Source organism: Brevibacterium sp. p3-SID960 (assembly GCF_025144725.1).
Taxonomy (GTDB): Bacteria; Actinomycetota; Actinomycetes; order Actinomycetales; family Brevibacteriaceae; genus Brevibacterium.
The window spans coordinates 1-14,892 of sequence record NZ_JALXKS010000030.1 but is presented as its reverse complement, the minus strand read 5'-3'; the positions used below and the strand labels follow the sequence as shown (position 1 = coordinate 14,892).

The window sequence follows — 14,892 nt, the reverse complement described above, 5'->3', positions numbered from 1 at the left end:
CGCGTTCACTAGCTTTAAGATCACGATTAGGCGCACCTCTGACATACTGAACCCATGGCCACCGACCTCGAAATCGCCTCCCAAGCACAGCTCAAGCCGATCGGAGACATCGCCAACTCTGTCGGGCTGAGTGCAGACGACATCATCCCCTTCGGTCACGACAAGGCCAAGATCCCCCTGTCCGTGTTGGAGAGAGCAGATGCCGAGCCCGGCCGCCTCATCCTCGTCACCGCCATGAGCCCGACCCCTGCCGGTGAAGGCAAGACCACGACGAGCATCGGCCTGGCAGATGCGATCAACGAAGTCGCCCGACTCGACTCCTGGCCGCAGGTCGAGGGCAAGCACCCGGCCGTTCTCGCCCTGCGTGAGCCCAGCCTCGGCCCCGTGTTCGGTATGAAGGGCGGCGCTGCCGGCGGCGGGCACGCGCAAGTGCTGCCGATGGAAGACATCAACCTTCACTTCACGGGTGACTTCGCAGCCATCGCCCTGGCCAACAACCTCGCCGCAGCAATGCTCGACAACCACATGCATCACGGCAACGAACTCGACATCGACCCGCGCCGGATCACCATCCGCCGCGTCGTCGACCTCAATGACCGTGCGCTGCGTGCCGCAGCCATCGGGCTCGGCGGTTACAACGGCGGTGTCCCGCGCGAAGACGCCTTCGACATCGTCGTCGCCAGCGAGGTGATGGCCGTGTTCTGCCTGGCAACCAGTCTCGACGATCTCAAAGACCGCCTCGGGCGCATCGTGCTTGCCCGCACCCGCTCGAGGAAGCCGGTCACCGTCGATGATGTCGGTGCCGCCGGTGCGATGACCGCGCTGCTGCGCAATGCGCTGGCCCCGAACCTCGTCCAGACCATCGAACACACCCCGGCATTCGTCCACGGTGGCCCGTTCGCCAACATCGCCCACGGCTGCAACTCGGTGCTCGCGACCGATGCCGCGCTGACCTTCGGCCAGTGGGCGGTGACGGAGGCCGGCTTCGGCGCCGATCTGGGGGCTGAGAAGTTCCTCGACATCAAGGCCCGCGCAGCCGGCATCTGGCCCTCGGCCACCGTCGTCGTCGCCACCGTCCGCGCCCTGAAGTACCACGGGGGAGTGGACAAGGAGAACCTGCAGGACGAGAACATCGAGGCGATGCGCACCGGACTGCCGAACCTGCGCCGCCACCTGGAGAACCTGCGCAGCGTCTTCGGCATTCCCGCAGTCGTGAGCATCAACCGATTCCCATCTGATACCGATGCAGAGATCGCCGCGATCATCGACGACCTCGCCGCCGAAGGCGTCACCGCAGTCGAAGCCCGGCACTGGGGCGAGGGCGGGGCCGGCGCGGTGGAGCTGGCGCGTGCGGTGATTGCAGCTGCAGAGCACGCCGAGAGGTCCCTCCCGCAGTACGGCTACGAGCTCGACGCCGGCCTGGCGGAGAAGATCGAGACCGTCGCCACCCGGATCTACCGGGCCGGTGAGGTGCGGTTCCCACCGGCGGTCAAGCGCAAGCTCGACCAGTTCACCGACGAAGGCTACGCGCAGCTTCCCGTCTGCATCGCCAAGACGCAGTACTCCTTCAGCACCGACGGAGCGCTGCGTGGCGCACCGGAGGGCCACGTCCTCGAAGTCCGCGATGTGCGGCTGTCCGCTGGTGCGGGATTCGTGGTTGCGATCTGCGGAGACATCATGACGATGCCCGGCCTGCCGAAGAAGCCGGCGGCACTGACCATCGACGTCGACGATGACGGCCGCATCACCGGGTTGTTCTGACCTGCCCTCAATGCTGAAGCAGGGCCGTGGGATGAACTCCCACGGCCCTGCCTGTGCTCCAGCATTGCGCTGGGTTACTCTGCTGGGATGACCTCACCTTCGGGCCAGGTGTCCTCGATGAAGTCCTTGACCTCCTGCGACTGCGAGAGCTCGTAGAGCTTCTGGATCGCCGGATCATCCTGCGTGCCTTCACGGACGACGAGGATGTTCGCATACGGATTGTCGGCAGGGCTCTCGACGAGAATGCCGTCCTTCTTCGATGACAGACCGGCGCCCAGGGCGTTGTTGCCGTTGATGACCGAGGCGTCGGTGTCGTCGAGGGTGCGGGCCAGTGAAGCTGCTTCTGCTTCGATGAACTGCAGATTCTTCGGATTCTCCGCGACGTCGTGGACAGTGGCGGTGATCGGGTCGGCGTCGCCGAGGCTGATGAGGTCGTTGTCGGCCAGCAGCTTGAGCGCTCGGCCCTGGTTGGCTGGGTCGTTGTTGATGCCGATCTTTGCGCCGTCGGGCAGGTCGGCGATGTCGTCGATCTTCTTCGAGTACAGCGCGAACGGCTCGACGTGCACACCCGGGGTGAAGTGGTGCAGCTCGTAGCCCTGCCCCTCGATCTCCGACTCCAGGTATGGAAGGTGCTGGAAGTAGTTGGCATCGAGTTCGCCGTCGCTCAGCGCCCGGTTGGGCAGCGAGTAGTCGGTGAACTCCTTGACCTCGATGTCGAGCCCGGCGTCGGCTGCGAGGTTCTCGTCGATGAACCGCCAGATATCACCGTGCGGGGTCACCGAGGTGCCGATCGTCAGCGTGGTGACGTCGCCGTTCTTCTCGCCGACGTCGGTCTCGCTCTTGGACAGACCGCAGCCGGTGAGGGTGAGTGCGAGTGCAGCTGAGGCCGCGAGGGCGAAGGTGGGCAGATGTTTCATGGTTCTCCTTCAGAAGGGTGCACGCAGATGCGGACAGCAGAATGGGATGTTTCAGCGGTGATCGACAAGCCGGGCGAGGCGGTCACCAGCGAACTGGATGAGGCCGACGACGAAGACGAGCAGGACGATGCAGGCGATCATGACGTCGCCCTGGTAGCGGTTGTAGCCGTAGGCGATCGCAAGGTCTCCGAGCCCGCCGCCGCCGACAGCGCCGGCCATCGCGGTGTAGTTCACCAGCGCGACGGCGGTGACGGTGGCTGCGCCGATGAGCCCGGGCAGCGCTTCGCGCACAAGAACCTGACCGATGATCTGCCGGCGGCTGGCGCCCATCATCTGCGCGGCCTCGATCTTTCCGGCCGAGACCTCGTGGAGGGCGTTTTCGACCAGCCGGGCATAGAACGGGATCGCGCTGAGCGTCAGCGCAACGACCGCGGCCTTCCAGCCGAGCGCGGTGCCGACGAGCAGCCGGGTGAACGGGATGATTGCGACGATGAGCACAATGAATGGAATCGACCGGCCGATGTCGACGATCGTCGACACGATCTGGTGCACCGTCCGGTTCGGCGCCAGAGAGTGCGGCGTGGTGACGAACAGCCAGATGCCCAGCGGCAGGCCGAGCGTCACGGAGATGACCGTCGCCCACGCCGTCATCGCCAGGGTCTCACCGAGAGCCGGCAGCAGCTCACTGGTGATGGCGGGGTTGTTGAACCAGGTGACGTCATTCATGCTGCGACCTCCGCGTGGATGTCATGCGCGGCCAGCGCGCTGATGAGGGTGTCGGCGGCGGCCTGCCCGCCGACGGTGAACTGCAGCCGTCCGACGAGCGTGCCGGCGATCGTCTCGACGGTTCCTGCATCAAGGTGCGCCTCCGTTCCAGAGGTGCGCACCGCCTCGAGCGCGGCATCGAGGCTGATGCCGGTGGTGAGGGCTTCGACGACAGTGCCGTGCGTTCTGCCGCTGGACGGCAGCGGCAGGAGTGCGCGGCTGAGCGGGGAGTCGGCCTGGCCGATGACGTCGATGATCGAGCCGGTGTGCTCGATCTGTCCGTCGGTGAGCAGTGTCACCGAATCGCAGACCTCCCGGACGACCGACATCTCGTGGGTGATAATGAGCACCGTGATCCCGAGCCTGTCACGCAGGGAGCGGATGAGCTCCAGGATCTGGCGGGTGGTGTGCGAGTCAAGGGCTGAGGTCGGCTCATCGCACAGCAGGATCTGCGGTTCGGCGGCGAGCGCTCGTGCGATGCCGACGCGCTGCTGCTGCCCGCCGGAGAGCTGCGCAGGATGGTTGTCCAGCCGGTCGCCCAAGCCCACGAGCTCCAGCAGCTCAGCAGCGCGGCGGCGGCGCTCAGTCCGGCCGACGCCGGCGATCTCCAGGGGATGTTCGACATTCCGCAGCGCGGTGCGCGAATCGAGCAGGTTCGCGTGCTGGAACACCATTCCGATCGTGCGACGGGCGGTGCGCAGTGCAGCTCCGCGGGCGCTGGTGATGTCGACGTCACCGATGCGCACCGTGCCCGAGGTGGGACGCTCGAGTCCGGTCAGGCAGCGGATGAGCGTCGACTTGCCGGCTCCGGAGCGGCCGACGATGCCGTGGATCTGGCCAGCCGGCACTGACAGGCTGATGCCGTCGAGCGCCGTGACACCGGCGAACTCCTTTCGCAGGTCACGCAGTTCGATCACAGGGGTTCCTTCGATTGCAGGGATTCGGCTACGTCAGGCTAGCCCCACTGGTTTCCCTCATCTGTGCTGCAGTGTCATCTGCTGACATAACGTGAAGCTCGTCACGCAGTGCCTGGGCATCGTTCACCTATATGTCACTTCAACGGCGGCTGTGCGGGCGACAGGCGGATATTCGGGCCGTATGATGGTGCGCATGCCGCTCCCCGCCACCTCTGTGCCCGTCTCTCGCTGGCGGACGCTTGCTGTCGAGGTGTTGCGGTTCCTGTCGGTCGGTGGATTCGCCTACGTCGTCGACGTCGGTGTCTCGAATCTGCTCGTCTACGGCTTCTTGGGTGTGCCTGCGCTCATGCCCGGCAGCCCGCTCAAGGCCAAGATCATCTCGACGGTGCTCTCCGTCATCGTCGCGTGGCTGGGCAACAAGCTGTGGACGTACGGCGACCGCGATTCGGGCTCGAATGTGCGCGGCTTCATCATGTTCGCCGTCGTCAATGCCATCGGCATGGTCATCGCGGTCATCCCGCTGGGGTTCACGTGGTACATCCTGGGGCTGCGAGACCCCATCAGCTACAACCTCTCGACCAATGTCATCGGTATCGCGCTGGCGATGATCTTCCGCTTCTACGCCTACCGCACGTGGGTGTTCCGGGACATCACAGAAGCCGAAGTCGTCGTTTCGCTGGCCGAGGACGAGCTCCCGTCCTCCCGCCGTTGAGCGAAGTTCAGCGCAGCCGACGGCTGAGCCTTCTGACCTGCTTCACCGCGAAGCGGTAGCCGTCGACGACCGGCTGCGGCGCTGCAGTGCGCAGTTCGGCGCGCACGGCTCTCCAGCTGTTGATGTGCTTGATCCACGGCTGAGACCGCAGCTGGTACTGCTGAGACCGTGCGGCAAGAATCCGAAACGCCCGGTTGACCTCCACCGATGGAGGGTGGAAGTAGTTCTCCTGCAGCCACGTCTCGTTTGGAAAGCCGATGCGTCCGGCAGACAGGTCCTGCAGCGAGCCGAGAATCCCGGAACCGTCGAAGACTGCATTGAGGAGAGCCTCGGAAACACCGAAATCGGAGATGATGAGCGTCTGCAGGCCGCGGTCGATCGATTCGAGCGCGGCCGTCGACGACACCGTCACAAGAGCCGAGCCAGCGGTGAGGAACTCATCCATCGGGCCCACGGCGATCGACAGTTCTCCTGCCGCGAGCTCACCCGATGAGGTGAGCTCCTGAATGAGCGAGAGGTAGCTGTGCTCTTCATGATGGGTCTCCTGCTCACCGGGAAGCGACCGGACCTTGACGATCGCCTCGGAGTCAGGGTGCCGGCGGGCGAAGGCGGCAAGCGCCCGCAGGATCGTGATCCGCTCCTGACGCTCAGTGGGCACTTTGGCCTGGGGGGCGAAGACGATCCGGGTGGGCACCGGGGCGGTGCCGTCAGCCTGCATGTCGAAGGCAGGTTCGGGCACATCGGTGCTGGTCAGCAACGGCAGCCGGGCGACGGTGATCTCCAGTGGCACCCCGGCGCGGGTGGCTGCAGCGCGGTATGCCTCACGCTCGTGGTGGGAGTGGGCGAGAAACAGGTCGCAGTCGCGGCGGTACCGCACGCCCTTCTGCCGGGCCGGCAGGCCGATGCCCGGCAGCCCGGTGGCCAGGCCGGGCCGCCGCGGCAGCCGGTGAGCGGTGGCCGCGATCTGCTGGACGACCGGGCCAGTAGCCGCGGCGAGCACCACATCGGCACCGGCGGCGGTGAGCCGGTCGTGCAGCTCAGCGCGTTCGACGACCGGCACCTGGGTGCCTGCCCATGAGGAGCCGGCGAGGGCGTGGGAGATCTGGCCGGCGGTCGGGCGGATCGGGGTGTCGATGATCCACAGCTGCGCGTCGATGTCCGGGCCGAGGGAATCGAGCACCCGGGCGGCCCATTTGAGGTAGGACTCGCTGTCGGCGATCGCCACGATCCGGTACTCACTGCCGTCCGTGTCCGGTGCTGCGGCGGCCGCATTGAGCTGCTGGCGCAGCCGGTCGGGTGCTGTGCCGGTCCACCAGGACGACGGGATCGCGGTGACGGTGATGTTCGGTTCCTGCATCGTGGCCGGCAGATTGGCCACCGCCGAGGTGGGGAGGCTGCGGACCTGTGCGCCGGCCGGGGCGGCGGTCAGGCGGATCTCGACCGGCAGATGGGCATGCCGGACGGTGACGTGCGGCAGCTGGGCGACCCGGGCGAGCAGCTCTGGGGTCTCCCGGCGGTGCGCGAAGTAGGCGACCGGGGCCTCGGCGCTGGGCTGCAGGCGCTCGACGGTCGTCGCCAGCCAGTCGAAGTAGGCCTCGGCGGTGATGAGGTCATCGGCGGCCAACGCCGAACCGATGATGATGCGTTCGGGCACACGGCTGCCGGCATCCGGCAGGCTGCGGACGTACTCGAAGGTATGCCGGCGCACGGTGCCGCCAGCTGCGGTGAAGGAGATGATGAGCTCGTCGGGCACCGGCAGGGCAGTGGTCCACGACAGTCGGCGCTCGTGCAGCACGGCCCGCAGCAGCACGGCCACGGCGAAGGCGGCCGCTCGGCGCGAGCGGCTCGTCTTCTGACGCGGGCGCACAAGCGGGCGGGGCCGGCGGCTGACGAGTTCGCGCACCGCATGCAGGGTGGCGAAGCCGTCATCAATGACCACCACCTGCCGACGCAGCTGCAGTCCTGAGGCAAGCATGGCCCGCTGCAGGCGCCCGGAGCACAGGTCCCCGATGAGCAGCCGGCCGCTGCGGGTGGTGAAGATCTGTGGATCGATCTCGGCCATCGCGACGATCGTGACGCCGGCAGGCAGCCACTCGCTGTGGAAGCGCGCCAGAAAGCTGTCCATGCCCTCTGCATCGATGCGCGCATGGATCACCAGCTGCTCGTCCGGCAGCCGCGCCTCAACCGCCGAGACGAGCTGCAGCGGCGATTCCACCCAGGCGTGCGAGATGTTCGCAGAGCTTCTCTCCACTGGCGAGCTGTTGGCTGCCGGGCCGGGATCGGCCGATGTCACTTCCGTTCGCCTGCCCGCTGCCGGATGCGCTTGGCCTGACTGCTGAGCAGATCAGCGGTCCTCTGGGCGAGCTGACCGCTGCTGCGCAGCGCTCCGAGTCCGCTGCGAGCCGTTCGGCGTCCGAGGCTGCGCACCTGCTGGGCGCGGTTGGGAGGCGGAAGACTGCCAGGCAGTCGCAGCTTCGTCAGCCGGCGGCGCTTGAAGCAGTGCCGGTACTGCGGCAGGCTGCGGTGCAGGAAGTCAGCCGTCGCACCGCGCAGGTGCGGCAGGATCTGTGCTCGCATGCAGTAGCTGACCGCGTTGACGACCTCCTGCAGCGGCTCCTTTTCCGATGTCCTATCGGTGAAGAGGTAGTCGCAGATGGTGACCGGGATGCGGTTGGAGTTCTCAAACGGGCGGAACTCCTCCATGGCGTCCCGGGTGCCGAAGGCGCGCGCCGGTATGCCGAACAGTCGCCAGGCCGTCACCATGCCGGTGGAGAAGCAGCTGTAGATCGAGTTCGGTGTGAGCACGAGGGCAGCGAGCTCGACGGGAAGGTATGCCGGCACGACATCGAAGGACACACCGCGGAGGCGAGCGCGATGCTGCAGCGCGCTCTGGATCGACTGTGAGGCCGAAGGGTGCGGCTTGAGGTAGATGTGGCGGTGGCCGGAGGCGATCGCCTGGTCGATCATCTGCTCGTACAGCTCGGTCTCCTGTTCCAGGGTGAAGAGGGAGACATCGGCCAGGTACTGGCCCACGATCATGCAGGCGTCCTCGTGGACACGCAGCTCGGAGGTGTCCACGGCAGCGGCGACGCGTTCGACCTCGGCGCGCAGCTCGGTCGGCCCGAGAGCGATCCGGTCGAGGTCGGCGAACTCCGAGAGAAGCAGCGGGTCGACGCCGGGGACGAGGTCCATGTAGATCAGACCGCTCAGGCGCTGCCATAGCTGGGGCGGCAGGTTGCTGCGGGTGGGACCGTAGGTCATGAGGCCATCGGAGTGGACGAAGATCTCAGCGTCGGTGAAGATGCAGCTGAGAGCCCGGGCTGGGTTGCCCTGCACGGACTCGATGAAGAGCTCCACATGGCAGTCGGCCAGGTTCCATGCGCGTAAGAGGGCCTTCGACCACATCGGGTGCTCATTGACCCGCGGTGACCACTGGGACGGGTGCTGCGGCCAGATCCAGGAGTTGTAGTCGATGACGCGGTCGAAGACGTCGAGCAGGGGAGCGGAAATCGGCTGTTCGGCGAACGATGCGCCGACTTCGTTGACGGCGCGGGTGTCGCTGACGATGAGCACGCGCTCCTCAGCCGAGGCGATGCGCCCATTGCGGACGGCCGTGCTGATGCTCAGCAGCTGCAGCCACGAGGAGACGACGAAGACTTGTTTCATGCTTCTCCCTTCGCTTCCATCCGGCGCGTGATCGGGCGCAGCCGGCGCACGCGCTCAGGCCGGAAGGAGCGGAACACCTCATCGACTTCATCAGGAGTGGCAGTCGCTGAGGCCTCAGCCACGCCGTCGACGAGCCGGTGATACAGATTGCGGGGCATCTCAGCGCGTCGCTGGAGGTGGATGTCGGCCAATGCGAACAGGTTGTGCAGAGCCTTGAGGGTGAAGGCCGGATTGTCATAGCGGCGGGTCTGGGCGATCGTCTTCGCGCAGCTGGGGATGAAGTGCAGCTGCGTTTCGTTGTAGACGGCGGTCAGGGAGTCGCTGACACCGCGGCGGTAGTATGCACCGGGCGCATCGATGACGGCGAAGGAATCGGCTTCGAGCATGAGCCGCCAGTTCCATTCGCGATCCTCGGCGCTGTAAAGCGACTCATCGAAGAACAGAGTGCCGTCGTCGGCGAGACGGTGTGCGAAGACGCCGGTGTTCGTGTTGGGGAAGTCGACCATCGTCTGCGTCCAGCCATGGACGATGTAGTCGTGGGTGTGCAGGGCCTCATTGCGGCGGAAGACAGGGGCACGGCGCAGCTGGCGGGTCTTGCCGGTCGCCTGGATCTGGTCGCAGCGCACGAAGTCGACCCCGAGGCGGATGATGGCGTCGAGCAGAACCCGCAGGTGCCCGTTGGCGAACCAGTCGTCAGCATCGAGGAAGGTGACGTAGTCGCCGGCGGCGGCGCGCAGGCCGGTGTTCCGGGCTGCTGAGACACCGCTGGGCTGCTCATTGGTGATGAGCTGGAAGTGCTTGACGCTGCGGCAGGCGTCGCCCGCGATCTCCGCAGTCGCGTCGGCCGAGCCGTCGTTGACGACGACGATCTCCAGTTCGTCGGGTCTCAGGTCTTGGCAGCGCAGCGACAGGAGAGTCTCGGCGATGAACGGCTCGGCATTGTGAGCTGGGATGATGACGCTCAGGGTGGGATCGGGCATGCTCTGCTTTCGTGTGGCGGACGGAGGATGCGCGCAGATGCTGCGGCCGGGGCAGCCTCGTGTGACGCTGCCCCGACCGCAGTCTGACATCACTTGCGCAGCGAGGAGATCTTCGACTCTTCGCCGGGCATGATCCGCTTGACGCCGTCGCCCATGGCCTCTTCCAGGACGCGGATGTCGCGTACGAGAGTGGTGAAGCCGTGCGGTTCGAGCGAGGCGGCCTGGTCCGAACCCCACATTGCGCGGTCTATGGTGATGTGGCGCTCGACGGTGACCGCACCGAGAGCCACGGCCGCCAGCGAGATCTGCAGGCCGGTCTCGTGACCGGAGTAGCCGACCGGCACGCCGTAGCGCTCAGCCATCGCCGGGATCGCCAGCAGGTTGGTCTCCTCCGGTGGCAGCGGGTAGGTGGAGGTGGCGTGCATGAGGACGAGTTTGTCGCGGTCGAAGCACTCAACGGCCTCATCGAGGATCTTCCAGTCGGACATGCCCGAGGAGCACAGCACCGGCTTGCCGGTGGCAGCGATGGCCTTGAGCAGTTCGAAGTCGGTCAGCGAGGCCGAGGCGACTTTGTAGGTCACCGAGTCGAACTCGTTTTCGAGGAAGTCGACCGAGTCGGTGTCCCACGGCGAGGCGAACCACTGCAGGCCCTTCTCCTTGGCGTAGCGGTCGATCTCGGTGTACTCGTCCTTCTCGAACTCGACCTTGTACTTGTAGTCGATGTACGTCATGGTGCCCCACGGGGTCTCGCGCATCTTCGACTTCTGCGCCTCGGGCACGGCGACGTCCGGGTTGCGCTTCTGGAACTTCACGGCCTGCGCACCGGCTTCGGCGGCGACGTCCATGAGCTGCTTGGCGATCTCGACATCGCCGTTGTGGTTGATGCCGATCTCCCCGATGACGTACACCGGCTGGCCGGGGCCGACCAGGTGCTCGCCGATCGCCACCGGCGCGGCGGTCTGGCGGAAGGGGGAGGGCTGTGCTGCGTTATCAGCGTTCTGAGTCATGCTGGGAGCTCCAATCGTATCGGTGCGGGGTGTTGCACGGGGTGGCGTGAGTGGATGTCACGCAGCTGATCTGGTCTTTTCGGGATCGATGAGGTCGCAGACCTCGCGCACGGCGCCCAGCCCGCCGCGGCGGGTGAGAATCGTGCGGGCGGCGGCGAGCACCTGCGGGTGGGCATCGGCGACGGCGATCGGCCAGCCGACGACGCTGAAGGCCTCCAAGTCGTTGATGTCGTTGCCGACATAGGCGACGCGGGCCGGGTCGAGGCCGTTGGCGGTGATCCATTCGCTGAGCACCTCGGCTTTGTTGTCGATGCCCTGGGCGATGTCGACGCGCAGCTTCTCAGCCCGGCGTGAGACGACCGGATTCTGCTCCTTCGACAGGATGAGGAAGGGGAAGCCCGCCTTGACAAGCCGACCGATGCCCAGCCCGTCGCCGCGATGGACCCGGACGGTCTCCTCGCCGTTCTCATTGACGTAGCAGGCGTCGTCGGTGTGGACACCGTCGAAGTCGGTGACCAGGGCGTCGACGTCGAGGACGTTGATCGCCTCATGCTGGGAGGCGACAGCGCGGGCCAGCGACAGATCGGACATCGTATCGATCTCGCGGGCGTGCTCGGCGGGCACTTCCTCGATCTCGATACGGCCGAAGAAGCGGTGCTTGTACTTCTGCAGCCCGGAGGTGCGCATGATGTAGAAGGCGCCGGTCTCGTTGTAGTGCGCGGCACGGTCCTGGCGGCGTGGGCGGAAAGCCGCATCGTGGCCGACAGCCACGGCGTTGTCTTTGTCATCCAGCGTCCACAGGAAGCTGAAGTCCTCAACAGCGGAGAAGACGACGTCGGCCTGGTCGCGAGCGACGCGCTCGACAGCGTGGTCGAGGTTCTCCGGGTGAATGAACGGCGAGGTGCACTGCAGAAAGGCTGTGATGTCGTAGCTCCCATCGAGCTGCTCGAGCGTGTAGAGCAGCGCCGACTCGCTCGTCGCGAGGTCGCCGGAGATGTCTGCGGGACGGCGGACCACCTCGGCTCCGGCGCGCCGGGCCTCATCAGCAATGCCGTCATGGTCGGTGGAGACGACGACGGTGTCGATGCGGCCAGCGGCCTTGGCACTCTCGACCGCGCGTGCGAGAAGGGTCTTGCCGGCCACCTTCTGCAGGTTCTTCAGCGGGATGCCCTTCGACCCGCCGCGAGCGGGGATGATGGCGACAGTGCGCTTGGTCTGGTTGTTCATGGTCACAGGCAACCACCATGACCATCGCGGATGACCGAGCGGCGACCCGCATGTGACGTGCAGGTGAACGAGGCGTCAACTTAAGGCAAGCGTGCTCCGGTTGGGGAGGGCGTGCCAGCGGATTCAGCGCGCCAGCCGATTCAGGCCGCGGGGATCAGATCCAGCTCGGGTTCCACATCCGCAGGCGCCACGAGTCGTAGGGGATGACCTCACCGGTGTAGACCGGCCAGAAGAACGCGAACACGAGGATCGCCGCCGCCCCGATCGCGGCGACAGCCAGACGGCGGGCGAGCAGGGACTGCCCGCGCTCGGCGGCGTCCGTGGCGTTGCCCCAGAGCAGGCCGAGGCAGTAGGCGATCGCCAGGCACACAAACGGAACCATGACGATGGTGTAGAAGGTGAAGATCGTGCGGTCCTGGTAGCGGAACCACGGCAGCCAGGTGGCGGCGAAGCCGGCGAGGATGAAGCCGGCCCGCGAGTCGCGGCGGACGATCCAGGCGAGGATGAGGACGATGAGCGCCACTGGCGCCAGACCCCAGATGACCGGGTTGCCGACCGAGGTGATCGCAGACGAGCACTTCTCGACCATGCAGCCGTGCTCGCCGGCGGCGTAGGACTCGTAGTAGAACGAGGTCGGGCGCCACTGCACGATCCAGCCCCACGGGTTGGACATATAGGTGTGCTCGCTGGAGAGCCCGACATGGAACCTGTACGCCGAGGCGTGGTAGTGGGCGAGCCCTGGGATCCAGTCGGGCAGGACGTCCCACCAACCGGGATTCTCCGCCGCCCACTGCCGGTCCCAGCCGCCTGCGGTGAAGATCCAGCCCGACCAGGTGGTGACGTAGGTGACGAAGGCGACCGGGACCATGAGCAGGAACGCGGGAACCGAGTCGCGGATGAGCATGCCGGTGACCGGGCGGCGCACACCGGCCCGATAGCGGGAGGTGATGTCCCAGGCGACGACGGCGATGCCGAAGACAGCCAGGGCGTACAGGCCCGACCACTTCACACCCATAGCGCAGCCGAGGGCGACGCCGGCGGCCAGCCGCCAGCCGCGGAAGCCCAGTGCCGGGCCGTAGGTCCACGGGTCAGAGGCCGTGCGCTGCCCGTGCCTGGCGGGCTGCGCGAGTGCTAGGCGCTCGCACAGCCGACGGTTGGTCTGCTCCCGGTCGAGAACGAGGAACCCGAAGGCCAGCAGCACGAAGAACATGAGGAACAGGTCGAGCAGGCCGGTGCGCGAATGCACGAAGTGCTCACCGTCGACGGTCATGAGCAGCCCAGCCAGCCCGCCGATCCACACCGAGCGGAAGAGCCGGATGGCGAAGTAGGTGAGCACGACGACCGAGAGCGCGCCGACAAGCGCTGCGGAGAACCGCCACCCGAAGGAGGAGCCAGCCCCGAAGATGTCCATGCCGAGGCTGAGGATCCACTTGCCCAGCGGCGGATGAACGACATAGGACGGTTCGTCGAGCACGATGCTCGTATTGCCGGCCTCGAACTGAGGGTTCGGCTCATCGGGCCAGGCCTTCTCATAGCCGGCCTGGCTGAGGGTATAGGCGTCCTTGACGTAGTAGGTCTCATCGAAGATCAGCCGGCTGGGGAAGCCGAGGCGGTAGAAGCGCATGAGTGCTGCGATGACGCCGAGCAGCAGCGGCACACCCCACGTCCAGACACGCGGGTCGAGAGCGGCCAGCCGGCCTGGCAGCCGCCTGGCAGCACCTGACTGGCCGGCGGCGGGGTCGGCAGCGGCGCTGCCCGCGGCGGCAGCGGAGGCGGTCATCTCGTGGCTCACAGCGCCCAGTGTAGGCGAGGCAGCATGGCAGGCTCGTGTGGCAGGCCAGGCTGTGCCCAGGCGGGCACCGCATGTTCCCAGGCGGTGACACGTGAAAGGATGTTCCCAGGCGGTGTCACGTGAAAGGGGAGCACCGCCTCGGGTGCGGTCTACCGTCGAGGCAGACGGCAGGGCACCCGGCCACGCCAGAGACAGGAGGTGGAACCCCGATGATCTTCGAGGTCCTCGACATTTCGACGACCTCCCGGCCCTCGGCAGCTCACCGCGGCACCGCGGCGAACGCCGCAACCTCATAGCCAGATGGACGCTCGGCCTGGCGCTGGCCGGCATCATCACCGGGTGGGCTGCCTTCATCATCGCCGTCATCCTCAGGGCGCTCGGTTCCTGAGCGCTGTGTGCCGATTCGGTGACAACTGCCGATCTGCGTTGTCGGCCCGTCAGTACGCGGGGTACCGTGGCTGGTACAGGCAGTCACACCCGCCCGGTGCGCCGGCTGTCTGGCACCATCCACCCCCGATGACAGAAGGCCAGGCGAGAGCGCGATGTCGCATCAGTACCAGCCCGACGGCTCCGGCAGCAGCGATCCCTACGGTTACGGGTCCCCAGAAGCCGGCGGCTCCAGTGGTGCCCCCACCCCGTACAGCAGCCCGGCTGCCGGTGACCCCTACGCCCACCAGCCGGTAGGCGCGGGCTACGACAGCACCGGCTACGGCAGCACCGGTTACGGCAGTGACAGCTATGCAGGTACCGGTTACGGCAGTGACAGCTACGCAGGCACCGGTTACGACAGCACCGGTTACGGCGCTCCGCAGTCATATGCCCAGTCCGGCTACGTGCAGGCCCCGCCGCAGAACACCCTGGCGCTGCTCTCGCTCATCATGTCGCTCGTCGGCCTGGCCACCAGCGGCCTGACCGCCATCGTCGGCATCATCCTCGGCCACATCGCCAAGAGCCAGATCAAACGCACCGGTGAGACCGGCGACAACCTGGCCACCTGGGGTCTGATCATCGGTTACGTCATCATCGGGCTCGCCGTGCTGTTCTGGGTGGCCTACTTCGTCTTCATCGTCCTCATCATCGGCGCCGGCGTGATGGGCAGCTCCTGACCTGTGACTGAACCCAGCCGCTGCGCCGCGGACATCGGCAGC

13 protein-coding genes are annotated in these 14,892 nt (G+C 66.6%); 4 read left to right on the top strand and 9 right to left on the bottom strand.

What is annotated here, in order from left to right; all coding sequences use genetic code 11:
* The first annotated feature begins 54 nt into the window (after positions 1-54).
* On the top strand, positions 55-1,761 hold the full coding sequence (locus tag M3B11_RS09575; RefSeq protein ID WP_259877262.1) for a formate--tetrahydrofolate ligase: 1,707 nt from the start codon (positions 55-57) through the stop codon (positions 1,759-1,761).
* 74 nt (positions 1,762-1,835) lie between these two features.
* Here the strand turns inward: M3B11_RS09575 and M3B11_RS09570 are convergent, their stop codons facing one another.
* Genes M3B11_RS09570 through M3B11_RS09560 form a run of 3 tightly spaced genes read right to left on the bottom strand, consistent with a single transcriptional unit; the run spans position 1,836 to position 4,360 of the window.
* Positions 1,836-2,678: a MetQ/NlpA family ABC transporter substrate-binding protein gene (locus tag M3B11_RS09570; protein ID WP_217006439.1), complete on the bottom strand. Its 843-nt coding sequence runs from the start codon at positions 2,676-2,678 to the stop codon at positions 1,836-1,838.
* Between the two features lie 51 nt (positions 2,679-2,729).
* A complete protein-coding gene (locus M3B11_RS09565; RefSeq protein ID WP_259877261.1) occupies positions 2,730-3,404 on the bottom strand; it encodes a methionine ABC transporter permease in 675 nt (224 codons plus the stop codon).
* Complete coding sequence (locus M3B11_RS09560; protein WP_259877260.1) at positions 3,401-4,360, bottom strand: methionine ABC transporter ATP-binding protein; 960 nt, start codon at positions 4,358-4,360, stop codon at positions 3,401-3,403. The genes M3B11_RS09565 and M3B11_RS09560 overlap by 4 nt, the downstream gene beginning before the upstream one ends.
* 193 nt (positions 4,361-4,553) lie before the next feature.
* Between M3B11_RS09560 and M3B11_RS09555 the strand changes: the two genes are divergently transcribed.
* Complete coding sequence (locus M3B11_RS09555; RefSeq protein ID WP_170274368.1) at positions 4,554-5,072, top strand: GtrA family protein; 519 nt, start codon at positions 4,554-4,556, stop codon at positions 5,070-5,072.
* Between the two features lie 7 nt (positions 5,073-5,079).
* Here M3B11_RS09555 and M3B11_RS09550 read toward each other — a convergent pair whose 3' ends face one another.
* The 6 genes from M3B11_RS09550 to M3B11_RS09525 all read right to left on the bottom strand — a co-directional run bounded on the left by M3B11_RS09550 (position 5,080) and on the right by M3B11_RS09525 (position 13,744).
* Entirely contained in the window at positions 5,080-7,323 is a 2,244-nt protein-coding gene (locus M3B11_RS09550; protein ID WP_259877259.1) for a DUF6716 putative glycosyltransferase, read from the bottom strand.
* A 38-nt stretch (positions 7,324-7,361) separates the two neighbouring features.
* A complete protein-coding gene (locus M3B11_RS09545) occupies positions 7,362-8,738 on the bottom strand; it encodes an alpha-2,8-polysialyltransferase family protein (RefSeq protein ID WP_259877258.1) in 1,377 nt (458 codons plus the stop codon).
* Positions 8,735-9,718: a glycosyltransferase family 2 protein gene (locus tag M3B11_RS09540; protein ID WP_259877257.1), complete on the bottom strand. Its 984-nt coding sequence runs from the start codon at positions 9,716-9,718 to the stop codon at positions 8,735-8,737. The genes M3B11_RS09545 and M3B11_RS09540 overlap by 4 nt, the downstream gene beginning before the upstream one ends.
* 89 nt (positions 9,719-9,807) lie before the next feature.
* On the bottom strand, positions 9,808-10,725 hold the full coding sequence (locus M3B11_RS09535) for an N-acetylneuraminate synthase family protein (RefSeq protein WP_259877256.1): 918 nt from the start codon (positions 10,723-10,725) through the stop codon (positions 9,808-9,810).
* A gap of 57 nt (positions 10,726-10,782) precedes the next feature.
* A complete protein-coding gene (locus M3B11_RS09530; protein WP_259877255.1) occupies positions 10,783-11,952 on the bottom strand; it encodes an acylneuraminate cytidylyltransferase in 1,170 nt (389 codons plus the stop codon).
* Between the two features lie 154 nt (positions 11,953-12,106).
* On the bottom strand, positions 12,107-13,744 hold the full coding sequence (locus M3B11_RS09525; RefSeq protein WP_259877254.1) for a dolichyl-phosphate-mannose--protein mannosyltransferase: 1,638 nt from the start codon (positions 13,742-13,744) through the stop codon (positions 12,107-12,109).
* A 142-nt stretch (positions 13,745-13,886) separates the two neighbouring features.
* On the opposite strand from M3B11_RS09525, the gene M3B11_RS09520 reads away from it, so the two are divergent.
* Positions 13,887-14,132 carry a hypothetical protein gene (locus M3B11_RS09520; protein WP_259834542.1) on the top strand — a complete coding sequence of 82 codons (246 nt, stop codon included), beginning with the start codon at positions 13,887-13,889 and terminating at the stop codon, positions 14,130-14,132.
* Positions 14,133-14,286: 154 nt separating this feature from the next.
* The gene (locus tag M3B11_RS09515) at positions 14,287-14,850 is read left to right on the top strand and encodes a DUF4190 domain-containing protein (RefSeq protein ID WP_259834544.1); all 564 of its coding nucleotides are present in this window, start codon (positions 14,287-14,289) and stop codon (positions 14,848-14,850) included.
* Positions 14,851-14,892 lie beyond the last annotated feature (42 nt).

Excerpts from the sequence above, each read along its gene's own strand:
- M3B11_RS09555 (WP_170274368.1), top strand. The coding sequence starts at position 4,554 with ATGCCGCTCCCCGCCACCTCTGTGCCCGTCTCTCGCTGGCGGACGCTT.
- M3B11_RS09515 (WP_259834544.1), top strand. The coding sequence starts at position 14,287 with ATGTCGCATCAGTACCAGCCCGACGGCTCCGGCAGCAGCGATCCCTAC.
- M3B11_RS09575 (WP_259877262.1), top strand. The coding sequence starts at position 55 with ATGGCCACCGACCTCGAAATCGCCTCCCAAGCACAGCTCAAGCCGATC.
- M3B11_RS09530 (WP_259877255.1), bottom strand. The coding sequence starts at position 11,952 with ATGAACAACCAGACCAAGCGCACTGTCGCCATCATCCCCGCTCGCGGC.
- M3B11_RS09535 (WP_259877256.1), bottom strand. The coding sequence starts at position 10,725 with ATGACTCAGAACGCTGATAACGCAGCACAGCCCTCCCCCTTCCGCCAG.
- M3B11_RS09570 (WP_217006439.1), bottom strand. The coding sequence starts at position 2,678 with ATGAAACATCTGCCCACCTTCGCCCTCGCGGCCTCAGCTGCACTCGCA.
- M3B11_RS09565 (WP_259877261.1), bottom strand. The coding sequence starts at position 3,404 with ATGAATGACGTCACCTGGTTCAACAACCCCGCCATCACCAGTGAGCTG.
- M3B11_RS09540 (WP_259877257.1), bottom strand. The coding sequence starts at position 9,718 with ATGCCCGATCCCACCCTGAGCGTCATCATCCCAGCTCACAATGCCGAG.
- M3B11_RS09545 (WP_259877258.1), bottom strand. The coding sequence starts at position 8,738 with ATGAAACAAGTCTTCGTCGTCTCCTCGTGGCTGCAGCTGCTGAGCATC.